Source organism: Chitinophaga caseinilytica (genome assembly GCF_038396765.1).
Taxonomy (GTDB): Bacteria; Bacteroidota; Bacteroidia; order Chitinophagales; family Chitinophagaceae; genus Chitinophaga; species Chitinophaga caseinilytica.
In genome coordinates this window covers 5,336,707-5,361,334 of the sequence record NZ_CP150096.1, presented here as the reverse complement: position 1 = coordinate 5,361,334, position 24,628 = coordinate 5,336,707, and the positions used below count along the sequence as shown (strand labels likewise).

General features: G+C 52.9%; 20 protein-coding genes and 1 tRNA gene. 12 read left to right on the top strand and 9 right to left on the bottom strand.

Annotation, left to right across the window (positions count from 1 at the left end):
- Positions 1-40 precede the first annotated feature (40 nt).
- Entirely contained in the window at positions 41-418 is a 378-nt protein-coding gene (locus WJU22_RS22015) for a hypothetical protein (RefSeq protein ID WP_341840331.1), read from the top strand.
- A 55-nt stretch (positions 419-473) separates the two neighbouring features.
- Here WJU22_RS22015 and WJU22_RS22010 read toward each other — a convergent pair whose 3' ends face one another.
- Entirely contained in the window at positions 474-1,202 is a 729-nt protein-coding gene (locus WJU22_RS22010; RefSeq protein ID WP_341840330.1) for a sulfite exporter TauE/SafE family protein, read from the bottom strand.
- A gap of 392 nt (positions 1,203-1,594) precedes the next feature.
- Here WJU22_RS22010 and WJU22_RS22005 point away from each other — a divergent pair, with 392 nt between their 5' ends.
- The 5 genes from WJU22_RS22005 (at position 1,595) to WJU22_RS21985 (ending at position 9,492) form a co-directional block, all read left to right on the top strand.
- Positions 1,595-2,161, top strand: a complete 567-nt coding sequence (locus WJU22_RS22005; RefSeq protein ID WP_341840329.1) for an RNA polymerase sigma factor — start codon at positions 1,595-1,597, stop codon at positions 2,159-2,161.
- A gap of 68 nt (positions 2,162-2,229) precedes the next feature.
- A complete protein-coding gene (locus WJU22_RS22000; protein WP_341840328.1) occupies positions 2,230-3,513 on the top strand; it encodes a FecR domain-containing protein in 1,284 nt (427 codons plus the stop codon).
- A gap of 56 nt (positions 3,514-3,569) precedes the next feature.
- Positions 3,570-6,779 carry a SusC/RagA family TonB-linked outer membrane protein gene (locus tag WJU22_RS21995; protein WP_341840327.1) on the top strand — a complete coding sequence of 1,070 codons (3,210 nt, stop codon included), beginning with the start codon at positions 3,570-3,572 and terminating at the stop codon, positions 6,777-6,779.
- Between the two features lie 42 nt (positions 6,780-6,821).
- Positions 6,822-8,582 (top strand): RagB/SusD family nutrient uptake outer membrane protein, encoded by a 1,761-nt coding sequence (locus WJU22_RS21990; protein WP_341840326.1) that lies wholly within the window; start codon positions 6,822-6,824, stop codon positions 8,580-8,582.
- Positions 8,583-8,601: 19 nt separating this feature from the next.
- Positions 8,602-9,492: a metallophosphoesterase gene (locus WJU22_RS21985; protein WP_341840325.1), complete on the top strand. Its 891-nt coding sequence runs from the start codon at positions 8,602-8,604 to the stop codon at positions 9,490-9,492.
- Between the two features lie 65 nt (positions 9,493-9,557).
- Here WJU22_RS21985 and WJU22_RS21980 read toward each other — a convergent pair whose 3' ends face one another.
- Genes WJU22_RS21980 through WJU22_RS21970 form a run of 3 tightly spaced genes read right to left on the bottom strand, consistent with a single transcriptional unit; the run spans position 9,558 to position 11,602 of the window.
- Positions 9,558-9,968: a DsrE family protein gene (locus WJU22_RS21980; protein WP_341840324.1), complete on the bottom strand. Its 411-nt coding sequence runs from the start codon at positions 9,966-9,968 to the stop codon at positions 9,558-9,560.
- Between the two features lie 11 nt (positions 9,969-9,979).
- Positions 9,980-10,903, bottom strand: coding sequence for a c-type cytochrome (locus WJU22_RS21975; protein ID WP_341840323.1), 924 nt, complete (start codon positions 10,901-10,903; stop codon positions 9,980-9,982).
- 3 nt (positions 10,904-10,906) lie between these two features.
- Positions 10,907-11,602 (bottom strand): twin-arginine translocation signal domain-containing protein, encoded by a 696-nt coding sequence (locus WJU22_RS21970; protein WP_341840322.1) that lies wholly within the window; start codon positions 11,600-11,602, stop codon positions 10,907-10,909.
- A gap of 570 nt (positions 11,603-12,172) precedes the next feature.
- On the opposite strand from WJU22_RS21970, the gene WJU22_RS21965 reads away from it, so the two are divergent.
- Complete coding sequence (locus WJU22_RS21965) at positions 12,173-12,991, top strand: HAD-IIA family hydrolase (RefSeq protein WP_341840321.1); 819 nt, start codon at positions 12,173-12,175, stop codon at positions 12,989-12,991.
- Between the two features lie 196 nt (positions 12,992-13,187).
- On the opposite strand, the gene WJU22_RS21960 is transcribed toward WJU22_RS21965, so the two are convergent.
- Together WJU22_RS21960 and WJU22_RS21955 are read right to left on the bottom strand one after the other, a co-directional pair.
- Positions 13,188-15,827: an ABC transporter permease gene (locus WJU22_RS21960; RefSeq protein WP_341840320.1), complete on the bottom strand. Its 2,640-nt coding sequence runs from the start codon at positions 15,825-15,827 to the stop codon at positions 13,188-13,190.
- A 1-nt stretch (position 15,828) separates the two neighbouring features.
- A complete protein-coding gene (locus WJU22_RS21955) occupies positions 15,829-16,161 on the bottom strand; it encodes a PadR family transcriptional regulator (RefSeq protein WP_341840319.1) in 333 nt (110 codons plus the stop codon).
- A gap of 167 nt (positions 16,162-16,328) precedes the next feature.
- Between WJU22_RS21955 and WJU22_RS21950 the strand changes: the two genes are divergently transcribed.
- Complete coding sequence (locus WJU22_RS21950) at positions 16,329-17,087, top strand: DUF3667 domain-containing protein (protein WP_341840318.1); 759 nt, start codon at positions 16,329-16,331, stop codon at positions 17,085-17,087.
- Positions 17,088-17,144: 57 nt separating this feature from the next.
- Here WJU22_RS21950 and WJU22_RS21945 read toward each other — a convergent pair whose 3' ends face one another.
- Together WJU22_RS21945 and WJU22_RS21940 are read right to left on the bottom strand one after the other, a co-directional pair.
- Positions 17,145-17,570, bottom strand: a complete 426-nt coding sequence (locus WJU22_RS21945; protein ID WP_341840317.1) for a VOC family protein — start codon at positions 17,568-17,570, stop codon at positions 17,145-17,147.
- Positions 17,571-17,657: 87 nt separating this feature from the next.
- Complete coding sequence (locus WJU22_RS21940; RefSeq protein WP_341840316.1) at positions 17,658-18,461, bottom strand: pseudouridylate synthase; 804 nt, start codon at positions 18,459-18,461, stop codon at positions 17,658-17,660.
- A 163-nt stretch (positions 18,462-18,624) separates the two neighbouring features.
- On the opposite strand from WJU22_RS21940, the gene WJU22_RS21935 reads away from it, so the two are divergent.
- Positions 18,625-18,697: transfer RNA gene (locus tag WJU22_RS21935), tRNA-Lys, on the top strand.
- Between the two features lie 103 nt (positions 18,698-18,800).
- Here the strand turns inward: WJU22_RS21935 and WJU22_RS21930 are convergent.
- Positions 18,801-21,167: a GH92 family glycosyl hydrolase gene (locus tag WJU22_RS21930; protein ID WP_341840315.1), complete on the bottom strand. Its 2,367-nt coding sequence runs from the start codon at positions 21,165-21,167 to the stop codon at positions 18,801-18,803.
- A gap of 102 nt (positions 21,168-21,269) precedes the next feature.
- On the opposite strand from WJU22_RS21930, the gene WJU22_RS21925 reads away from it, so the two are divergent.
- From WJU22_RS21925 to WJU22_RS21915, 3 genes are all read left to right on the top strand, one after another.
- Positions 21,270-22,160, top strand: a complete 891-nt coding sequence (locus WJU22_RS21925; RefSeq protein WP_341840314.1) for an AraC family transcriptional regulator — start codon at positions 21,270-21,272, stop codon at positions 22,158-22,160.
- Between the two features lie 114 nt (positions 22,161-22,274).
- A complete protein-coding gene (locus WJU22_RS21920; RefSeq protein ID WP_341840313.1) occupies positions 22,275-23,429 on the top strand; it encodes an AraC family transcriptional regulator in 1,155 nt (384 codons plus the stop codon).
- Positions 23,430-23,567: 138 nt separating this feature from the next.
- Positions 23,568-24,623, top strand: a complete 1,056-nt coding sequence (locus tag WJU22_RS21915) for a serine hydrolase domain-containing protein (protein WP_341840312.1) — start codon at positions 23,568-23,570, stop codon at positions 24,621-24,623.
- The last annotated feature ends 5 nt before the right edge of the window (positions 24,624-24,628 follow it).

Below are 24,628 nucleotides of genomic sequence, written 5' to 3'. Positions count from 1 at the left end.
TTGATCGATGACATGCGTTCCCCGCCGGAATACACCGCATATGAAACTGAAAGCACTGTTGATCATGGCCTCGGTTTACCTGGTGATCGCGGGCCTGGGCTTCATCCTGGTACCGGAGGTTTTCGGGGTGGGGGCGGTACCCGCCGATCCTTCACCTGCGCTGATCGCTTATTTGCGGGTGTTCGGGAGCCCGTTGCTGGGCATCGCCGTGCTGGACTGGATAGCGCGGAACGAACCACCATCCCGGGCGCGGAGCGCGATCGTGATGGGCAACATCGTTGGCTTTTCGACGATCGCCCTGCTGGATATCTGGGGGCTTTTTCATCATGCGCGGCCCGCAACTTATGTTTTCGTGGTGATCCATTCCTTTTTCGCCATCGCTTTCATCGCGATGGGGCGGAAACAGGCCATGCCGTAATACATTGGGTTTTTCTGAAATAAAAAAGGCACATCCGGAACGATATGCCTTTCCGTTAATGGAGTTCCTTCGCCAACCCGGTCATCGTGAAAAATATCAGCAAGGCTCCGATGGCGATCAATCCACCATACACATACTTGTAGAAGGCGTTGCCCTGTAATTTCCGGTTGAGGTATTTGCCCAGGAAAATCGCCGGGAGCATGGCCGGCAGACAGATGAGGAAGTATCGCAAAACCGTCCACCCCAACATCCCCTGCACCGCATATCCCACCACACCAATGAGGCTCGCCGGCAGAAAGTAAGCTTGCAGCGTAGCCCTGAAATGCTGCGCGCTCCAGCCCCTTTTGTTGCCGTAAACCACCAGCGGCGGCCCGTTGATCCCGTAAGCACCGCCCAAAACGCCGGATAGAAACCCGCATATGAACAGCCAGAACGGACTGTCGTGCTCCAGCTTTGCGGTCTGCTTCGCCTGCAATGCGAAAATGCTGTACCCGATGATGAGCGCGCCCAGCCCGATCTTCACCCAATATTCATTCCCGTACGAAATAATGAGCAGCCCGAAGGGAATACCCAGCAAGGCGTACAGGATAAGCCATTTGGCACTGTTGAAATGAACGGCCCTATGGTCTTGCACCACCACCACCGCCGCCACGAAAATCGACATCAGCACGGATAAGGGAACGGCCACGGAAAGGGGAATGAAAAGCACGAAAAGCGGAACGGCGATCAGCGATTCGCCGAACCCGAAAGTAGAACGGACCAGCGTGGCGAGAAAGCTGATCAATACTAAATATATAATGGTCAAAAGCATACTTCCGATACCCCCGAAATTGGGGAAAATGAATAGCAGGAACGGTTTCCTGTAAATCTTCACAAGATAATAAAAATGAACGGGTTATCCATGGTTTGAAAGGCGTTTTCCGGAAACTTTATGGCGCCTCTTCTGCAGGAATAAATAATTTTTTCTACATTCGTTCGTACATCAGCACAACCAGAATTTGCAACTAGTGTTTTTTGATTCGTATTTGTTTTAAATGCCTGTAAGCCTGTTAAGTTAATATTAATAAACCGCCCGGAAATTAGATAAGCATTTTATAAATACTAACTTGCCCCGGCAGTTCTATATCGCACGTTACCGATCACTTTTCTTCGAAATCCGCACACAAGCAATAAACTATGGACGCGCACAGAGTAGTGGCTTTACAATCAGGGGATTACTCGGCCTTCACGGACGTTTTCGGGATGTTCTGGGAGAAAGTGTACGATTACCTGGTGAGGAAAACCCATAGTCCCGAAGCTGCCAAAGACCTGACCCAGCTGGTTTTTATCAAGGTATGGAAATACCGCGCCACATTGGCCACAGACGTGCCCCTCAACGAACAGATCTTCCGGAAAACGAAACAGGTTTTCATCGACTGGCTCCGCCAGGAAGCCCGCAAACGCCAGCACTTCCCGGATTTTGCCGAACTCCCCGATATCGCCATGCCCGGGTCGGCAGACACCGCCTTCGAAATGCGGACAGACGTGCAATCCGCCCTGAAAACCCTTCCGCCCAAACGGAAAGAAATATTCGAGCTTCGCCACATTTATGGATACTCCTACAAGGAAATCTCCGAACTGCTGGGCATCTCCACCAAAACGGTCGACAGCCAGCTCGTGAAAGCCAATATCCAGCTGCGCAAAATCCTCCAGACCTCCATTTACCTCGCCGTCATTTCACACATCGTCCAGGAAATGAATTAATTTTTTTAACCGGATAGGGAACTCTTGATTATTCAGCGTACTTATGTATAGTATCGCTGCTAAGAAATATGGACAAACAGGAACTGATCAGGAAATTTCTCAATAATGAATGCAATCGGGAAGAAGCCGCCATCGTGGAGGAATACCTCGCGTCTGACCCCGATCTGCTGCACACGTTCCTGCCGCAGGAGGAGTGGGAGCAGCCTGGCGCCGCTGCTTCGGCCGGCGATATGGCCCTGAAACAGGAGATCTGGCAGCCTGTGGAAGCCGCTACGCGGAAGCGGACGGTCTACCGGAAGCTGTACACGGCGGTCGCCATCGCCGCCAGCATTTTGCTGCTGGTTACGGCGGGCGCATATTTCGGGAACTACTTCCCGTCGGCCCCCTATACCGCCCACGTTCCGGCAAACGCCGCTTCGCTGGTAGCGCAGAACCATTCAGGAACCGCCAGCACGTTCCGGTTGCCCGATGGCTCCTCCGTGACCCTGTACCCGAACACCACCCTGCGATACAGCGCAGACTTTACGCAGAACAGGACGGTGCACCTGCTGTCCGGCAAAGCCATTTTCGACGTGGCCACCGATCCCGGGCACCCGTTTACCGTGTATTCGGGGAACATCGCCACCACGGCGCTGGGAACGCGGTTCCTGGTAGACCATTCCCAGAAAAACGTCAACGTGCAGCTGTACGAAGGCAAGGTGATGGTCAAATACCTCAGCAAGAACGCCCAGGTTTTACCAGCTGTCCTTTTACCGGGCGAGCAGTGCTTCGTCAACCTTCAGATCGACGGCATCGCCATCGCGCCCGTGAGAACGGACAATACCGGCAAAGCAGTGGCACAGGGCGCCATGGCCGCGGGCAAAGCGAGCATGCTGACGTTCGACAACGTGCCGCTCAACGATGCGTTCGACATCCTCGGCGGCCTCTTCCACCAGCGCATTATCTACAACACCAGCGAGATGGAGCGCATGTATTTCACCGGCCGGTTCAGCGTCAGCGATTCCCTGTCTGCCATCCTGCACATCTTTACGGCCGTCAACGGTTTGGCGGTGGAAAATGCGAATGGCGGCATCCGTATCGTGAAAGCGGCACAGACTGCCGGAGGCAAGCCTGCGGCCGGGCCCGGGGAGATACAATACTCCGGCACCTCGCTGGAAGCACTTTTCAGCGAAATGGAAATGATGTTCCATGTGAAGATCCGGTACAACAGGGAAGACATTGCGCATAAATATTTCACGGGCACTATTTCACCGGAAGACGATGCCGCCAAAATGCTGGCCGTTATCTGCAGGATGAACCAGTTGCAGGTGATCAAAGACAGCACAGGATTCAGGATCATGAGCATAAAGTAGAACACCATTACATATCAACCAGCAGTTCAAAGAATAATTTTTTAAAATCACGCTACATGAAAATCATTAAAAAGATTCACCGCTTTTGCGGAGCGGGGATGCTATTGCTACTCTTTATCCCGCTGCTTGTGCAGGCACAGCAGCAACCGAAAGTTACCGGGGCTGTGCTCGACGAACAATCCAGCCCCATTCCCGGTGTGAACGTCAGGGTCCGCAACGATCAGGATACCACGCAACAATTCATCACGGTAACGGACGAGAACGGTATTTTCGTTTTCACCCGGCTCAATGCCAACAGCCGCTACTCCTTCACCTTTACCCATATCGGTTTTGAGCCGCAAACCCTGAAAAACCAGCTGGTAAAGGAAGCCGACAATAACTCCATCATGGTCAAATTGTCGGATTCGAAAAATTCCAGTTTGAGTGAAGTGGTGGTAGTGGGATATGGCACTCAGAAAAAAGTAAACCTCACCGGTTCGGTAGTGGTGGTAGACGGCGCGAAGCTGCAGAACCGCCCGGTCAGCAACGTATCGCAGGCATTGTACGGCACCGTTCCGGGCGTAACCATCGCCTACGGCAACCGCGGTGCCGAGCCGGGCGCGGCCCCTTCCGTGCAGATCCGCGGCCAGGGCGCGCCTTATGTGCTGATCGACGGTACCGCAGGCGATATCAACACCCTCGATCCCAATACCATCGAAAATATCTCGGTACTCAAGGATGCGGCTGCGGCCGCGATCTACGGTGCCCGCGCACCTTACGGCGTGCTGCTCATCACTACCAAATCCGGTAAAATGAACCAGAAGCCCCAGGTGGATTTCTCCGTGAACGGCGGCCCCACGTCCATCATCCGGAAACCGAAAATGGTGGATTCGTACACGTTCGTACGCGCCATCAACGAAATGCACGACAACCAGGGCGTGGCGCGCCTTTTCGCCGAATCCACCATCGATCGCATCATCGCCCGGATCAAAGACCCCAGTCTGCCCGAAACGGTACCCGACGCCACGAATCCTTCGAAATGGTCGGCCTACCAGCTATCCAACGGCAACAACGACTGGATCGATATCCATTACGGCTCCGGCAACCGCACGCAGGAAAACCTTTCCCTGCGCGGCGGCTCCAAAGAGATCGCCTACTTCCTTTCCGCCGGCCATGCGTCGGAAAAGGGGCCGTTGCAAATGGTGGACGACAAATACCATCGCTATAACCTGAACGCCAAACTGGACGCCAATATCAACAACTGGTGGAAAATCAGTTCCAACACCCGCATCACCAACGAAGTGCGCGACCGGCCCATTTACAACGGTGAAGGTGGATATGGCATGATCATCCACCAGATATTCAGGACGCATCCCGAAGTGTTCCTGAAATCCCCCAACGGGTATTATTCCCAACTGTCACGGGTGCCGCAAATGCGCGCCGGGTACGAGAAATTCACGGACAACAACCTGCTGCAGCGCATCGCCACCGAGATCAGGCCGCTGAAAAACTGGAGCATCAATGCGGATTATTCCATCGATTATACGGTGAACAACTACGATGGACTGAACCTCGTGGCGTACGAAGACCAGGTAGACGGAACGCTGGTGCCCATTTCGCTGACGGTACCGTCGTCCATCTCGAAAAACAAAGCCAACAAGACATATAAGGCGCTGAACCTGTTTTCGTCCTACAAGCCAACCATCGGCCTGCATCATCATATCGAAGTGATGCTGGGATACCAGCAGGAATCCAATAACTACGATTTCCTCAGCGGCCTCAAGCGCGAGCTCATTACGTCGGAAGTGCCTTCCATCACCACGGCAACGGGGGATATGCAGGCGGCGGATGATTTGTCGCACTGGGCTACCAAAGGGTATTTCGCGCGGTTCAACTATAATTACAAAGACCGTTACCTGCTGGAGTCGAATGTTAGGTACGACGGCACTTCGAAATTCGCGGAGGGCAAGCGATGGGGGTTCTTCCCGTCCCTTTCCGCGGGCTGGAACGTGTCCCGCGAAAAATTCTGGGAGCCGGTGGCCGATTACGTCCCTTACCTGAAGCTGAAAGCTTCGTGGGGGATGCTGGGGAACCAGGGCGTTTCCGCCTATCAGGACCTTGCCCTCATCGGCGTGAACACCAACCTGGGATGGATCCTCAACGGCAAGCGGCCCGCTTACACAGGATCGCCGAACCTCGTGAACCAGTACCTGACCTGGGAATCGTCGCGCACCACCAACCTGGGCATGGAATTCGGACTGCTGGACAATAAGCTGCAAATCGAATTCGAATATTATCAACGCCTGACCTTCGACCGCCTCGGGCCTTCGAAAGCATTGCCCCTGGTGCTGGGGGCCGCCGTTCCGCAGGAAAACAATTCCGAATTGAAAACGCAGGGTTGGGACGCGGCCATCACTTACAAAGGGACAATAGGGTCGGATTTCAATTTCTCCGTATCGGCGAACGTGTTCGACTATTTCAACGTGGTGACCCAATATCCCAATCCCACGGGCATTCTCACGACCGATTACCCCGGCAAGCGGGTAGGGGAGATCTGGGGATATGAAACGATGGGGCTCATCCAGACGCAGGAGCGGGCAGATGCCATCAACACCGCCAAATCGCAGGCTTTCATCAACGGGCAGGTTTGGCGCACGGGCGATGTGGAGTACCGCGACCTGAACGGCGACCATGTCATCAACAACGGGAAAAACACCGTGAACGACCATGGCGATCTCCGCGTGATCGGCAATACCACCAGCAGGTACCAGTTTGGCCTGAACCTGACGGCGAACTACAGGAACTTCGATGTGGGGGTGTTTTTCCAGGGTACCGGTAAGCGCGACCTTTGGCTGAGCGGGAATATTTTCTGGGGCTTCAACCAATGGAACCAATCGAGCCTGTTCCCCCATCACATGGATTACTACCGTGACGCTGAAGCCTCCGCCTATTCCGGCCTGGGCGTGAACACGGAATCCTGGTTCCCGCGGCCGTACAGCAATGCCACCCAATACGCGAAGAACCAGCAGGTGCAAACGCGTTACCTCCAGAACGGCGCCTATGCCAGGCTGAAAAACGCCCAGCTGGGATATACGCTGCCGGCATCGGTGCTCAAAACCCTCCACCTGAAAAGGGTAAGGGCGTTTTTCTCCGGCGAAAATATCTGGACGATCACCGGCCTGCCGGTAGGGTTTGATCCCGAAACCGCTTCGCTCGGCGAGTTCGGCGCGGGTAAAAGCATGTTCACGCAGGCGATATGGGCGTTCGGGCTGAACGTTTCGTTTTAACCGGTACACCGAAAGCAATTACAGACCATTCAAACATCGACAATGAAAAAATACCTGATCCATATAACCGCTTTCAGCATCCTGCTCACCGCATTTTCCTGCAATAAAAACTTCCTGGACAGGCCGCCGCTCACCCAGATCGATAACGAAGCATATTGGCAGACGGCGAGCGACCTGGAAAAATATACCCTCCAGTTTTACCCGGAATTCCCATCCTTCGGCACCGTTGGCAGTTACCTCGGGCTCATCGGCTGGGACGGCACCCGCGGTTCCGACGTGCAGATCGCTGCATCGCCCTCCACGTTGTGGAATGGCACCAATCAACCCGTAACCGCCACCGGCAACTGGAGCTGGGCCAAAATCAGGAGCGTGAACGTTTTCTTCAAGAATTACGGCAAATGCAAAGACCCTTTCCCGAAATACCAGCAGTTCGTCGGCGAAGCGCATTTCTTCAAAGCCTGGTTGTATTTCGATAAGGTGAAAGCCTATGGGGACGTACCCTGGTATACCGGTCCGCTGGAAATGGACGACCCCGGCCTCTTCAAGCCCCGCGATCCGCGGACCCAGGTGGTGGATTCCATTTTGTGGCACCTGGACAAAGCCGCGGAATTCCTCAAACCGCTCAAGGAAGTGGATGGCGGCAACAACCGGCTGTCCAAGGAAGCGGCGCTCCTGTTCAAATCCAGGGTGGCCTTGTACGAGGGTACCTGGCAGAAATACCATAAAGGCACGCCGTTTGGTACCGCCGGCGCGGATCCGGACAAATACCTCCGCGCAGCCGTGGCCGCCGCGGAAGAACTGATGAAACCCGTTTACAACCGCGCGCTGTATTCCACCGGCGATACAGATAACGACTACCGCATGCTGTTTTCGCTCGTGAACCAGGCGGCCAGCCGGGAAGTGATCCTCTGGAAGGCGTATTCCGTCAACCTGCAACTTTCACATTCGTTCCAGATTTACGTCTCCGACCGGACGGCAGGCATTTCCATGACGATGCAGCAGGTGTACAATTACCTCGACCGGAGCGGCAACGCGTATGATTATTTCAATACCGGCAAAACGGTGAAAGGGAATGCTTTCCTCACGAAAATAGGGCAGGAGTGCGATCCGCGCCTGTCGCAAACAGTGTGGGTGCCTGGCGGCGTGATGTGGGACAACGGGTTCGGCAAAGGTGTATTCACCGCGCCCTTCCTCGATAAATCCGGCGAAACGCTGAACAACACCGGTTTCCAGATCAGGAAAGGGAACGATCCGAAAGATCCGCAGGCCGGCAGCGGCGTTTCCTGGAATACCAGCTGCGAAACCGGCGCCATCGTGTTCCGGTATGCGGAAGCTTTGCTGAACTATGCGGAAGCGAAGGCGGAACTGAACGAGTCCGTAGACTACGATAAATCCATTAATTTGTTGCGGGCAAGGGCGGGAATGCCGGCGTTCAAGGTGCAGGGCGATGCCAACCGCGCCAGGTACGCGGATTACGGGTACGCACTGTCTGACGAGCTGCATGAGATCCGCCGCGAGCGCACGGTGGAGCTGGGGGCCGAGGGCTTCCGGTACGACGATATCCGCCGCTGGGCGGCGCATAAGCTGCTGAAAGGGAAACGGCCGCAGGGGTATCCGTTCGACAAAAACGAATGGACGGGCAGAACGATCAACTATAAAACGGACGCCGACGGCTTCCTCGATCCCTACGCCACCGCCATTCCCAACGGCTACGGCTTCAAGGAAAACCGGGATTACCTGGAGTGCATCCCCCTCAACGAAATCACCCTCAACCCGAAACTGACGCCCAATCCAGGCTGGTAAACGCTAAATCAAACTGTATATGAAACCAATGTTGAAATATTTCGCGATCATGGTGTTGCTGCTGACCTCCTGGCAAAGCCGGGGGCAGGTGATAAAGTTCGGGCTGATCGCCGATATCCAGTATGCCGATGTGGAAACCCGCGGCACGAGGGCGTACCGCAATTCCCTCCAGAAACTCGAAAATGCCGTTGCCGACCTGAACCGGCAGCAAATGCCCTTCCTCGTCAACCTGGGAGATATAACCGACCGGAACGCGGCAGACCTGTCACCCGTTTTGAAGGAGCTGCGCAAATTCCGCAAACACGTCTACAATACCACGGGCAACCACGATTACAAAGGCATCCGGAAAAACGATTCCCTGTACAAGGTGCTCGGCATGCCCGCCGAATATTATTCCTTCAAAAAAGGGAACTGGCGCTTCGTGATGCTGAACACCAATGAAGTGGCGGCGTATTCCAATGTGGAAGGCACTTTCCGGGAAAAGGAACTGGAGGGGATGATGGACAGGATCAAAGCCACGAACGGCCGCAATGGCGAAGAGTACAACGGCGGCATCAGCAGCCGGCAGATGGAATGGTTGAAGGCTTTGCTCGATGAGGCGCAACGGAAAGGGGAGAACGTGCTGATTTTGTCGCACCACCCGCTGGGCTACGCCGAAGGCCTGACCGCGCTCAACGACAGCGAAATCGTGGCCCTGCTGGCCCGGTACAGCTGCGTAAAAGCGTTGCTGGCGGGCCATCATCATAAAGGTGGTTTCTGCATGCTGGGAACATTGCCCTGCATCATCGCGGAAGGAATGGTGGAAACGAACAGTGAGAATGCGTATGGCGTGGTGGAGCTGCATCCCGACAAGCTCGTGCTCACCGGCTCCGGCCGGATGACGTCGCGGACGATCGAGTTCAACAAGTAGATTGATAAACTAGTATAACGATGTAATCGGCTGGCCGCATTTTCGGTCAGCCTTTTTTTATGGCTTTATTGCGCTACTTTGATGTATCCCCAGCCTTCCTTCTGCCGGGAAATGATCTCGTAGATAGCATCCGGCACAACGCTCACGCCATCGATGAGGTCGGAAGGCTTTACCTGTTTGCGTTTCATGGTTTCGCCACAGACTTTGAAGGAGATCCGGCCGGTTTTCAGGAGGGCTTCCAGCTCGGGTTTGAGGGTCGATTTTTCTTTGCAGACGAAGGGGATGGCCTCGCTGTAGATGGCCACTTCCAGTTGCGCGTCGGGCCGCATGTCGAGGATGCTTTTGGCCTGCCTTACCACGGCCTGGTGGGTGGCGGGGTCTTTACTGGTGAGATCGAAAACTACTTTGTACGGTGCGTCCTGCGCGATGGCACAGGTGCCGGAAAGCAGCAGGAGTATGGAAAGCAGCGTTTTCATGATGTTTGCGTTTATGGTTTGACGGATGATGCCGGCAGCATGGACCCGAACGGGCCATACTTGTGCCGGGTTTCGGAAAAAGAATCTGCGTAGGGGCCGAACGGGTGATCGGGCGGTTTGGTGGCGATGTTGGGCCAATCGGCCGGGTAGGCTTTGTAGGGCCGCGGCTGTGAAACGATCCATGCGGCTACGTCCCACGCTTCGTTGATGGTGAGTACCGGCGCTTGCCAGGTGGTGCCCTGCGGCATGTTGTTATAAATGTACCCGGCCATTTTGCTGATGCGGAAAATGCCTGCGCCGGTATTGAAGCTTTGCTGGCCCCACAGCGGTGGGTATAGGAATTCCGCGCCGGCCTTTTTGCCCTGGCCGTCTGCCCCGTGGCAGGTGCTGCAAAGGCGGATGTAGACGAGTTTTCCGCGTGCGGGATCGGCGGCCTGCGGTTGCCAGGGCAGTTGCGTGATGCCGCTGCCTGCGGGGCGCTCACCGCGCGGTACTTTGCCCGCCAGCCATCGCATATAAGCCACCATGGCCTTCATTTCGGGGCCGGTGCTGTCGATGGGCCGGCCGTTGAGGCTCCTTTCGAAGCAGTCGTTGATCTTCTTCTCCAAAGATTCCACGCTGCCGCTGCGGTCGCGGTATTTGGGATAGGTGGCCCATGCCGCCGAGAAATTGTTGCCCCAGGGCGCGGTGCCGGCCGCGAGGTGGCAATTCTGGCAGTTCATGCCGTTGGCGGATGTCGTCAGGGAGCCCTCCGGCCCGAAGAACTTTGCCGTATGCATGACGAGCGCCCGGCCATAGCGGATTTCATCGCCCTCGGGCGATCGGGCGATGGTGGCGGTATCGGGCGGTAACCAGACTGCCGGCGGGCCGTGGTGTTGCCGGCGGCAGGCCATGAGCGCCAACATCAGCGCCGAAACGATCCAACTGCGATGCATGGCTCAGCCTGCGAAGCAGTAGGCGCAGCCTTTTTCCTGCGCGCGCCCGATGGCCCATACGCCCGAGGGCACCACCTGGATGCCCGGGAGCACGCCCGCCAGCCATTCGGAGCGTACCTGTTCGGCGTCCATGCCCATAGACGTGGCCGCTACGGCGCTATACACCGTGATGGCCATGTTGCAGACGCAGAACATGACGCCGCTTTTCTGGAGCTGATCGATGCCGATTTCCACGGGGCCTACGCCCGGCACGCTGAAATCATTGGGGCCCGGCTGCCAGAAGGGATTGCGGAGAGAGGGGGCTTGTGTGGCGGGATCGTCGGCCTTGAACATTTCCCCGAACTTGTACTTGCTCCATAAATCGGTCTTCATGGCGTAAGGGATCGCATCATGCCGCAACACCACCACTACCGAACATTCTTTTTCCGGCGTGCCGGTCATGGAATTGGTGATGAGGAAAACCTTCGGCCAGGCGAACGGGAAAATACTGTGCGGCCGCGGGGAATCGATCAGCAGGCGGTGCTTGCCGTTGATCTTTTTGAACCAATCGTCGGCCGCATCGGCCAGCATGGCGGTTTCTGCGGCAACCGCGGGCAGGGGGGATGCGAGCCAGCCAAGGCCCAATGCGGCTGCACCTATGGCAGCCTGTCCGAGAAAATCGCGGCGGGAAGGAGAGGTGTTTGATAGTGACCTAGACATATGATACCAGTTTTACGTGAACGATGATCATGTCCGGGTTTTTCATTCGGCGCTTTGGATAGGTCGGAAAACGGCTGCGCCTGCCGGGAGGGCGGAGGGGTATGACGAATACAAATTTCAGGATATTTCCTGACAGGCCGCGCCGGAATGGCCTGCATTAACATTGTATTACCGAACCCAGGGGGCTTTGTCTGGCGGATTGGCGATCACAATCGGTTGCAATATTGTAATGCCGGAAAAGGATGGGGGAACGGTGGGTAACCGTCATGTAAATAGATGATACTATATGTAACGGATATACGAAGTTATGCATTCGTCGCGATTGCTAATGCAGGCAAATCATTTTAGCTGATAAAAAATTTAATTATTACGTTTCAACTATTGTTGTATATTTGAGATCATCAGGCCCGATCTCCATCCAGGAGCCAATTACAGGGCCATGCTCGCCTTTTTAATCTCCACGGACCAATTCTGATTTCGCATTTCATTTTGCTGGACGGTACGCTTCGGCGGGGGATGATTTCATGCCTGCAAGCCAAGTGGTACGTCTGCTTTCATAAAACCAAAATTATGGATCAGAAAGGATTTCTAATCGACATGGACGGCGTCATTTACCGGGGCTCGGAACCTATTCCCGGTGCAGTAGAGTTTATCAACCAATTAAGGGAACAGGGGTTCCCCTTCCTTTTCCTCACCAACAACAGCCAGCGCACCAACCGCGACGTATCCTACAAGCTGCGGAAACTGGGTTTTAACGTGGAAGACGATGATGTATTCACCTGTGGTATGGCCACCGCGCGCTACCTGGCGTCGCGCACGCCGGAGGCTACGGCGTATGTGATCGGCGAAGGCGGATTGCTGGCCGAACTGCATGCCGCCGGGTTTTCGATCGTAGACGATCATCCCGATTACGTCATCATCGGCGAAGGCCGGACGATCATGCTCGAATCGGTCGACAAAGCGATCAACATGATCATGAACGGCGCCAAGCTCATTGCCACCAACCTCGATCCCAATTGTCCGATCGGTAACGGGAAGTACCGCGCAGGCTGCGGCGCTTTCGTGGCGATGGTAGAGTTTGCCACCGGAAAACAGGCTTTCAGCGTAGGGAAGCCCAGTCCGGTCATGATGCGCATGGCCCGCAAGAAACTGGGCCTTTCCACCGACCAGACCGTGATGATCGGCGATACGATGGGGACAGACATCCTCGGCGCAGGTACCATGGGCTTCACCACCGTGCTTACCCTCACAGGGGTAACGAAAGCGGAAGACATCAGCCAGTTCAGCTACCGGCCGGATTTTGTTATTTCATCCATCAAGGATTTGCTGGACAGCGAACTGTTCGAACAGGTGCTGGGTAGTAAAAAGAAACTGGAGGAAATCGTGTAGCACCATCCCTACAGGCACATAAATAACACACGAATATGAAAAAGCCGCCGGGGCCGAAGGGGCCAGGCGGCTTTTATTGTGAAAACCCGTAGCCGGGTAAAAAGAGGAAACCCGATTAACCCACCAGAAACTCGTCATTCAATAAGCCCAAAAAAACCGCACACCGTACGGGATTTTTATTTGATACCGATATGTGTCATTCACGCTTCAAAACCGCTACCGGGTTGCTTCTCGCAGCCTTCAGCGTCTGCGATCCGATCATCACGAAAGCGATAAACAGTACCACCAGCAAACCGGAAAACAATTCCGTGAACTGCACGGGCGTATGATAGGGGAAATTGGGCAGCACGAACAAATTAAAGAAGAGGTACGTGGCCGGCAGGGCGATGAACGCAGAGATAGACAATAGCGACAGGAACCCGCGGCTCAGCAGGAAAATAAGGTTCCCCGCGCCGGCGCCCATCACTTTCCGGATGCCGATCTCCCGGAGCCGCGTTTCCGTGGTAAACACCACCATGCCGAAAAGGCCCATCGATGCGATGGAAATCGCCAGGAACGACAGGAAACCGATGATCTTGATCATGGTCGAAAACTCGCTGTACGCCTGCTCGATCTCTTCGTCGTAGAATTCGGCGGTAAAGGGGTGGATGCGGTCGGTCTGCCGCCAGGCTGCCTCTATTTTGGCGACCGCGGCCGGCATATCGGCGCCATGGATTTTGGCGCTGAGGATGGTCCTGTCTTCCGGCGTCCAGGGTGTGAATGCCACGGGGCCGATGAGGTTGTCGACCTTTCCGTAGTGGAAATCCTGCATCACGCCTACGATCGTCATTTTCCGGCCGTTCAGGGTGATCTGTTCGCCGATGGCCTTTTGCGGATCGTTGCCGGCGATGTGGAACCGCTTCACGACTTGCTGGTTCACGATCACTTCGCTCACCGCTTCGGCGCTGGCGGGCCGGGCCACGAAATTGCCGCCGGCTACGAGTTTGTAGTCGTGGAGCGGCAGATAATTTTCGTCGACGTGGTTGGTCAGCACCAGCTGCGAATCCCGCGAATCCCTGTATTTCATATTGCCGCCCCAGGCGTTGCCCACGCCGGTGGTGATCAGCGAGCGCGACACGCCCGTCACTTCAGGCATCTCGCCGAGCGCCTGTAGCATGGCATCTGGCTTGTTGTCCAGCATATTGATGTTGAGGATGTTCGTCGTATTGAACCCCAGATCGAACGCCAGGATGTTTTTATACTGCACGTAACCGATGGCGGTTGTGGTAATGAAAATCAGCGTTACCGTGTATTGGATCACCACCAATGCGCGCCGGAGCGTGAGGTGGCGGAAGGTTTTTACGGGGGAAACATTGCCGAATGCGTTGATGGCGCTCACTTTCGAGAAGAATACGGCGGGAAGGAAGCCCGCAACAACGCCAACGATCACGGAAAACACGATGAAAGCCAATACCATGGCCGGTGAAAGGTCTAGTTTGACCATGCGCTGCATCTCCGGTGCCATGTTGATCAGCAACGGTCTTAACGCCAGGAACAGGAGGAAGGATAGGAGAAGGGCCGCCATGGAGATCATGACCGCTTCCGCGAGGAACTGTAGCCGCACCTCGTTCTTCCCCGCGCCGATGGCCTTGCGCAGCCCGATCTCTTTCACCCGGCGCATGGCCCGAGCGATGGAAAGATTGGTGTAGTTGAAGCAGGCCGACAGGATCACGATCAGCGCCAATGCGCCGAGTATCCACAGCACCGTGGGGGAAAGGTGCGGCCCCGTAAAGCCTGGTCCGCCTTCGGATTGGCGGAGGCTTTCGCCGACCACGATATCGAACAAGGGAAGCAGTTCCAGCTGGATGCGGGTGTTTTTGTCGGCGAGGTTTTCTTCCTTCGCCAGCGCATCGAGCTGCGTGCGGATGGCGGCCATGTCCGCGTTTTTCGAAGGGAGGAGGTAAACGGAATACGGCCAGATGTTCGTCCATGCGCCGAAGCCGGGATCGCTGTTTTGCATTTGTTCGGCGGTGGATAGGGACACCAGTGCTTCGAACCGGAGGTGCGAGAAAAAGGGAACGTCTTTCATGACCCCCGTTACCTGGTAGACCATCGAATCTACCTCGATCGCTTTGCCGAGGGCGGTCTGGTCGCCGAAAAGCTTGGTGGCGGCGGATTCCGTGAGCACGATGGAGTAGGGGGCTTTTAGTGCCGTTGCAGGATCGCCCTGCAGCATGGGAAAGGTGAAAACCCGGAACAGCGAAGGTTCCGCCCAGTATCCTTTGATGGGAAGCTCGTTGCCGCCGACTTTCGCGTCGCCGGAAAAGTCGTTTTTTATCGTGGTCACTGCCTCGATACCGGCCACTTTTTCACGGATGAGCCGGGCGGTTTTGATGGATGCGGTGGCGAATTTTCCGCCCTGCTCGTTGTTGGAGGAAAAAATGCTCGTGACCCGTTGGATGCGGCCGCCATTTTCATGGAACCGGTCGTAGGTGCGCAGATCGAGGAGGAAAGCGATCAGCAGCAGCCCGACAGACATACTGATGGCCAGTCCGAGAATATTGATGAATGAAAATAGTTTATTGCGCAGGATGTTGCGCCCCGAAGTTTTAACGTAACTGCCGATCATGGTCCTGTTCATAAAAAGGTGAGCGAATAAGGATTTCCTTACGGTATAACTTCTGAAGAACTTGAACGCATCGATAATGTAGACAAGTTTTGCCCGGCGCGGCCCGATGGTGGCCACATTCCGTTCGAAACATTCGTGGAGGTCGCCCGTCAGGTCTTCCACGAGCCCCGGTTTGCAATACCACTCCACGAATCGTTGCGCCCAGGCGGGCGGTTGGTGTTGTTTCATGTCAGCCGTTTTTCCATGCGAGTGACGGAATCTTTGCCCATAGCTGATCGCGCATTGCCCTGGCGTTGATGAGCGCCGCTTTTCCGGGCATGGTGAGCTCGTAATACCGTTTGCGCTTTCCGCCGCGGGCCTTCGTGGCTTCGCCCAGTTCGCTGGTGACCAGTCCTTTTTCTTCGAGCCGGTTCAGTACCGCGTGTACCACGCCCAGTTTTACCGAGCGGCCGGTGTGGCTGGCCAGCTCGTCGCAAATCGCTACGCTGTACGCTTCCTTGAGTAGCGCGGCAACAGTGAGGAGCACCAGTTCTTCGAATTCTCCGAGGTTTGTGCCTTTCATATCCGATATTAATTACGTAAATGTATGTAATTACATCTTATAATACATACAAATACTGAATTATTACGCCCCAACGCATCCAGATCGCCTGCGATGGCTGGATGGGGAGCGATCTTTCATATTGTGAAGAGTTGTAATCAGTCGGATTTAATTATCTTCGGCAGACTATGCACAAAACCCACGTATGTAAAAATTGCGGAAAGGCCGCGGCCGGTAATTTTTGCCCGAATTGCGGGCAGTCGTACCATGAAGGCAAGATAGACGCGCATTATTTCCTGCACGATATTCCGCATTCGGTGTTTCATGTCGACAAGGGATTTTTCTACACCTTACTATCGCTGTTCACCCGGCCGGGCGGGATGATCAGGGATTACCTGGAAGGGAAGCGGGTGAAATATTTCCGGCCGTTTGCGTATGTGATCATCATGTCCACCATCTGCACCTTGCTCGTGAAGCTCATTTCGGCGGGCATTGCAGGCACGTACGCAAAATATCATCCCGGTTATGTGGCGGAGGATAAAGGTGGATTTTTCAATCATTATTTCAGCGTGTTCATTTTCCTCATGATCCCTATCGCGAGCGTGATCACGTTTTTGTTCATGCGCCGCGGGAAGTACAATTTCTGGGAGCATTTTCTCATCAATACCTACATCGCCGCGCAACTGAACATCATGCAGGTGCTGGTGTACCTCGTGGGTTGGGTGATGATGCTGGTGACGCACCAGTTTGGCAAGATAGATATCGGGCTGTACATCCCGTTTTTCATGACGGCTTTCCTGTTTATGTACGGGTCGGTTTTCGGGTTCCTGATGAAGGATGATTACAGGAAAGGTTGGCTGGTATTGCGTTTGACGCTGATGAACTGTTTTCTCTTTTTTCTGTACTTTTCCGGGTTCCAGCTGACGGGCACCATGCGGCCCTGGTAAAGCCGGATTTGAAACGAAAGCCGCGCGGATCGTACGATTGGCGCGGCTTTACTGTTTTTATACGGCTGCTTTTTGCTGGAGGATTTCGAGGTAGTGGGGGTTAGACATGATGCCGATGATATTGCCGAAGGGGTCTGTGACGGAGGCGGTGAAGAAGCCGCTGCCTTCCTGACCGCGGGGCGTGATGGGCTCGAATTCCGTGGCGCCCATTGCCAGCAGCCGGTCGAACGTAGCTTTGATATCATCCACATGCCAATAGGTGACGGCGCCGCCGGTGGCGGATGACCTGGCCGGAGGGGCGTACCGCGCGTCGATGACGCCGAATTCATGCTGGTAATCGCCCAGGCGGAACTCGAAATAGCCCGGCATATCGAAATAGGGTGCTATGCCGAAGAAGTCTGTGTACCATTGCTTTGCTGCTGCGTGATCTGCCGCGAAGAACGTGATGGTTGCCATGCCGCGGAATACTGATGATTGTGCCATTTTGGATAGTTTTTTTGTTTGTTTGACAAAAGTAACGGCGGGTTTTGACAGCCTTATGTCAGTAGGGTGTTCAGCAGTATAAAAAAATTATTCGCTCAACATGAAGTCCAGGATGGGGGCGCATTTTTCCTTGCAGGGTGGATAGAATTCCCCATGTTTCCAGGTGGCGGACTTGGGAGAGAGGCCCCACCAGAATTCCGCGAGGGCCAGGGGCTCCATATGGTGGCGGAAGGCGTATTGGAGGAGTTTGGGCCCGGCGCATTCCCCGGCGCCTGCGGGCGGCTGTTTGTAGCCATGTGCCTCGAAGATATCGATCAGGTTCCGCGTGCGGCCGGTTTTGTTGCGGAAGTTGTAATGCTCGTGGAGTTTCCGTTGCAGGGCGATGGAGTGGGATTTGCGGGCTTCCTTGCGTTTATCGGCCGCGGCCAGATCGCCTGCCAATTCCAGCTTGGCAATTTCCGCATTGATTTCCGACAGGCGGGCCATGCCGGTATTGAGGAAGCTGCCGGCAGTGAGCGCATCGAACACCGGCTCCACAAACCCGCTGTGGTGGTTCCCGTTGGCCAGTTTACCGGAAAACGCGGCCAGGTAGCCCAGCGAGCCGTCGCGCGCCCGAACGGCCAGCACGCCAAACATCTTGCCGATAACAGCGCCGTTTCCTCCGTTTCCCAATCCGAAATTGTGTTGCCATTCAGTTTGTTCAGCGAGGTGCCGTTGAAGCCCTTCCGTAGCGGCGATGCATAGCGGGTGGATGGGAGCGTTGGGGTGGAAGCGGAGCCCTTCCGCCAGGGAGTTGGCGGCATCCTGGTCGGAAAACCGGGTGAATACGCTGTTTGTTGGCTGGTGTATTGCCGGAGCGGTTTGTTGGCAGTCACCAGTGGTGATGATCATAATACTGCGTCCTGTAAAGGCTTTTGAAAGCGCAAAGGTACGGATTTTCGGGGTGTGGGCCGCTGCAGTACTGGATCAGCGATCAAGATTTTTTTAAAGAAAATTTGGTAGGGAAATAAATTTATGTAATTTCGCCGCCCTGAACGATGAAAATCTAAGGGATGATTTCGTAGCTCAGTTGGTAGAGCAATACACTTTTAATGTATGGGCCCTGGGTTCGAGTCCCAGCGGAATCACAGAGGAGCGAACAATCGCTCCTTTTTTCGTTTAAGGACGTGTAGCAGCACAGCTTTCGTGTACAAGAATGTTGAAGAGTGTCCAAGTCGTTCGGGTACCCCATTACCGGTTTAGATAATTGTCTCTTGCCTCACTGCCCATGTCAAGCGTTAGCCTGCCTCCATTCACAACAGTCTTGAACGGAATATGCGTATCATGCAATGGCTTGCCATTCAGTCTTAATTGCTGTATGTATGCATTTGTATTGCTATTGTCCTTCGTTTCAATAACAAATTCCCGGCCCTTGTAGTAGCGGTTATTCAGTTTAATGGTAACCTTGTCGAACAGCGGGCTCCCTATTCCAAAAGCAGGCGCAGTATCGGTCAGGCCTTTCACATCAAAAAGGCCAATGGAGCTGATAACATACCAGGCGCCCAGTTGACCCTGATCTTCGTCTTGCCCATAGCCATATCCATGAATGCCTTCTGTACCATAAAAATCATTGAGGATGGCGCGCACCCATTTCTGGGTTAAGGAAGCATATCCTATTTCATTAAATAACCAGGAAATATGCAGGCAGGGCTGGTTGCCATGATTATAGAGCGTTTCAAGCCCGGCAAAGGCATCTATCTGTTTGCCACCACCGAATATCAGCTTCTGCGCTATGGCAAAGATACTGTCGAGCCGGCGGCTAAAAACCGGTGGACTTAATTTTTCCGCCAGGCCTTTTACATCGTGCGGTACATAGAAAGTATACTGCCAGGCATTCCCTTCCTGGAACCCGCGCCATACCTGCAGCGGATTGAAGTTTTCAATGAATTCACCATTTACTTTCCGCGGACGGATAAAGTTTGTTGAGGAATCGTAGAGCCTTTCCCAGCCTTTGGAAAGGTACATGAGCCGGTTGTAATCGTTGGTTTTGTTGAGCTGCTTTGCCCATTGTGCTACTGCCCAGGCGCTATAGGAGTATTCCAGCGTATGCGAAGCAGAGAAGCCATCTGTATCTGCGTCAGCGGGAACATATCCGTATTTCGTGAAGGCTGCGGTATTCATTTTGCCAGCACCTAAAGGGCGGTTTTGTCCATCCAGCTCATTTTTAAGGGATGCTTCATATGCCGTTTTTGTATCAAAATCCCGGATGCCGCATTGGTACGCGCCTGCAAATAATGTGGTGAGCAGGTTAGTGCCAACTCCGGAAACATAGCGGCCATTGGCAAGTCCATCGGCCAGCCATCCGGCATCTTTATATGTTTGTAAATGGCTGCTCAGGTAGTCTGATTGGTATTCCGGATACACCAGCATCCATAGCTGTGAAAGGTTCCATTGAACACCCCATGCCGCGTCCGTATTGTAGATGTTATGAACGGGTTTGTTGTTGTGCAGGGGAATTTGGCCAATTGTGCCATCATTGCGCGGGTATGCACCATTAATGTCGTTGGCGAGCCCTCTTCCCAGCAAAGCATGGTATAGGCCAGTATAGAATTTTATCTTATCTGCTTTATTTGAAGTTTCCACACGAATCCTGTCCAAATAATCTTCCCATACTTTACCGGCATTTGCTTTCGCCTGATCAAAAGTAAGATTGGCTGCTTCCTCCTGCAGGTTCAGGCGGGCATTGGCTACTGAAGTGTAGGAGAGGCCCACTTTAACGGTAATGGTTTCAGGGGCGTTGGATGCAAAAGTCAGGTACATACCCGCCCCCACACCCGATACCTCGGTTTTGCCTGCATGTACATCGTTACCGGTAAAGGTACCCCATGAAGCAGGAGTGTGATCTGATACGGCAGAGAAATAGAGCGTAACGGTAGCGCCTGGCTGGTATTTTTTTACATATTCCGGCTCGGTGATCACCCATCCCTCTATCCGGCCATCGCTCGTCTTCGTTACATAGGCGTCTTTCACACGTCCGCTTTCTCCCTGCTGATGGCCGATGTCGAATAGCATGTGATTTGTTGCACCAGCAGGGTAGCTGTAACGCTGAAAAGCCACACGGGGTGTTGCGGTGAGCTCTGCTTTTATATGGTAATCTTTCAGGAGTACGGAATAATAGCCTGCTGTGGCTATTTCATCCGAACGGTCGAACCGCGAGCGGTAACCGATGCCTGTAGTATCATTAACGGGGCCGGGAATGGTTTTGAGTTTACCGGTGCTGGGCATCAGGACAATCCCCCCAATCTGGAACTCATGCAGGCAGGGGAAGCCTTCAATTGTTTTGTCTCTGTAATCGTATCCCGTAGCTTCCCATCCGCTTTTATTGCCGAGGTGCCCGTTGGTGGAAGGGGCTGGCTTCGCCATCCCAAAAGGCATGGCTCCCGGTGTGAAGTGAAACCAGCGGGCATGTGCGGTGCCTATCCTGGGATCTACATACTGAGATAGTATTTCCCGGTTTGCATTCGGATGCTTTTGTCTACCTGTTGAAATCTTACGGGAGCAGGAAAATAACAGGAAGGAACATAGCACAACCAAACTAATGCGGATTTTTACCTTCATACGGGTGTAATTATTTGAATATGATTGTAAAAGTATTTTGTTGCTGTTGGAGATAAAAGTACATTTATCACTATTTACTTATACTATCTTACGATTTATATAATGAAGAAGATGCAAGAAGGCTTTAAGGGGGAGCGTAGCATTTCATTGCCTGAAGAGCTTTTACAAACCTATTGTGAAGATCCGCTCATCAGCAACCTGTACGTTCGTAAAATCGGCTACTTCCCAAAGGTAAAGTTTCATTATGTTCAGAAAACCAATAAGTGCGATTATGCCATGCTGATCTATTGCACGGAAGGAAAAGGATGGTATTCCATACATGGCCAGAAGTATACGATAACTGCCAGCCAGTTTATCATTATACCTGCAGCAACCGATTATGCCTTCGGTGCTGATGCAGATGATCCGTGGACTATTTACTGGTTACAGTTTCGTGGCCACATGAGTAAAAGCTTCGTACCGCTTAATGCCGATCCTGTCACTATTTTACCGGATGAGCATTCGCGGCTGCAAGACCGGATACGTTTGTTTGAAGAGATTTACAGCAGGTTTTCCATGGGGTACATAAAGGAGTATATGGTATATGCTTCCATGTGCCTGTATACATTCCTGGCATCATTAACCTGCCTCAACGCCTATCAGCATTTCACGGTCAAGTCCCGGAAAGAATATCCTTTTTCCGCCAAGGTCATTTACTACATGCAGGAGAACATAGAACGCAAGCTGGACCTGGATCAGATGGCCCGGTACTTCAAATACTCACCCTCTCATTTCTCTATGCTGTTCCAGAAAGAAACGGGTATTTCTCCCATAAACTTCTTCATTAATCTGAAGGTCCAGAAAGCCTGTGAATACATCGATATTACAAATCTTAAATTGAACGAGATCGCTACCCGCCTTGGTTTCGATGAACCTGCCTACTTTTCCCGTGTTTTCACCAAGGTAATGGGATTTTCACCTTCGGTTTACCGGAAGAACGAGGCAAAGGCATAACAGATAAGTTTTGTTTTTTTACCACAGTGCCTCAGCCCGCTATGTTTGCCATAAATATGGTTATTTTGTTGATGTGACGATTGCATGTAGCATGCAATACGTAAAATAAAATGAATGGATAAACTCAATATACTGGTTGCGATCGAACTGATAGTCGTGTTCTTTTCGTTATTCCTATCCTGCTTTTTACTGACGGTCAAAACGGAACATAAACTAAGCAATCGCCTTTTCGCGTCCTTTTTAGTATTAACCGCCATTGATACCAGCGGCAACATTTTCGACTTTCTCAACGAAGGCCCGTCCAATTTCGGGATGTTCAGGAACCTTATGATTTTCCTGCAGCTCCCCACTTTCTATTTATACGTTTTATCCGTCTGCTTTACCGATTTTAGGCTGAAGCCCAGGCATTGGGCCCATACGATCCCTTTTCTATTGGCCAACCTGGTCCTCATACCCCGCTTTTACGGGGTTAACCTCGACGCCAAACTGGATTTTCTCCAAAAGATCAGCTCCCGGCCCGAAATACAGTTCAACCACATCCTCCTGCATGTTCAGGTGATATGCTATATCGTGGCCGCTTTTATGATATTGCGGAAATCCAGGCGCATCTACCTCGAAAATTACGCCGGCGCCAGTATTGCTTCGCTGAACTGGTTGTTCCAGTTCACCGTGGCCCTGTCCATCTTCTATATTATTGCGCTCGCGAAGAACATCTTTAAGTTTACGGCGTATCCGGAAATTTCGGAATGGCTGAAATCAGGATTGATCATATTTGAATTGATCGTCATTAGTTGGTACCTGTTCAAAGCATTGAATCACCCCAACCTGTTCAGAACGGTCGATTCGAAACTGAAACTTGTTAAGGATATCGTTTTGGAAGAGGGCAAAAGCGAACTGGCCCCTGTCAATGAAAATGCTTACAATGTGGAGTATTTGAAGCTGAAAGATTACATGAGCGACAAGAAATCCTATCTCAATCCATCCCTGACCATCAAGGATATTGCCGACGACCTGGGGATTCCTGTCAGGGATTTGTCGCTCCTGATCAACCATCAACTCGGGCAACATTTTTATGATTTCATCAATACCTATCGTATCGAACATGCCATGGAAATCCTGAAAGACGGGTCAAAAAGTAAAGTAACCGTGCTTGAAATCCTCTATGAAGTCGGCTTTAATTCAAAATCTTCCTTCAATACCGCCTTCAGAAAACACACTGGCACTACCCCTACGGAGTATCGTAAGGGGTTGAAAAATAGTGATTTGTAATTATTCGTACGCGTAGTTGTAATTACCCGTACCCATTTCCGGCAACAAATGCGTACGGGTTCGTTTACCCGGTCGCCCGCCCGGAATTTCCTCCCCACATTTGTATCGGATTAGTTTTTACACCTAAAACACGATACAATGAACGCATCCTTGAAATTTGTAATTGGATTCTTACTTGCGGCTAATTTTTCTTTCGGCCAGGACTATCATAAAAGGATTGATTCCATCATAAAGGCGAGCCATCTTGCAAATCCTGAAATTGGGATCAGCGTTGGCTTCATTTACAATAATGTACCGTATTTTACCGCTTACGGCAAAATCAGCCAGGAAAGCCGGCAGCTTATCGATAGCAATTCCATATTTGAAATCGCTTCCATCACCAAGATTTTGACTTCCAATCTGATTGCGCAGGCCGAAATGGATAAAAAGATCAAATTGGATGATTATATCGACGCCTACCTGCCCCGGGAATATGTGTTGCATAAAAACATAGCGAACCGGATCAAAATATCGGATCTCGCGTCCCACCAATCCGGGTTGCCTGATGTGGATTTTGGGAAACTGATAGCAGCCGACGCCCAGCAGCCTTTAAGAAACTTCACGCAGGAAAACCTGACGGGCCTGATCAATACTTGCACGGAATTGGCCGATTATGGCAAATACCGCTATTCCACCGTTGGATATACCTTGCTCGGCCAGATTTTGGAAAAAGCCTACGGTAAAAGCTACGATGCCATTATCCGGGAAAGAATATTCCGCCCATTGCATATGAGCGCCTCGCTGACGAAGGCGTTTATCGTACCCAACAGGACTACGGGCCACGGCCCGAACGGCGTGATACAGGAATTCTTCCAATGGAACGTTACGGCGCCTGCAGGGCTCGTGAAATCCAACGCCGCAGACCTCGTAAAGTACTTAAAAGCGGTGCTGGACACCGGAAGCACCATTGGCAAAGCTGCCCTGATCACTGAAAAAATCTTCTATAAAGACGAAAAAAGGGAAATGGGATTAGGCACGAACATCGTATCGGACGATAACAACACCCTTTACATGAAATCCGGTGACTCCATGGGACAATCTTCCATTATTTGTTATAACAGGGCCAGGAACTGGGGAGTTATTATCCTGCTCGACTATCGGAACTCCAAAATGAGGAATGATTTACTGAATCAGATCGCGGAAGTCCTGCAATAACAGGT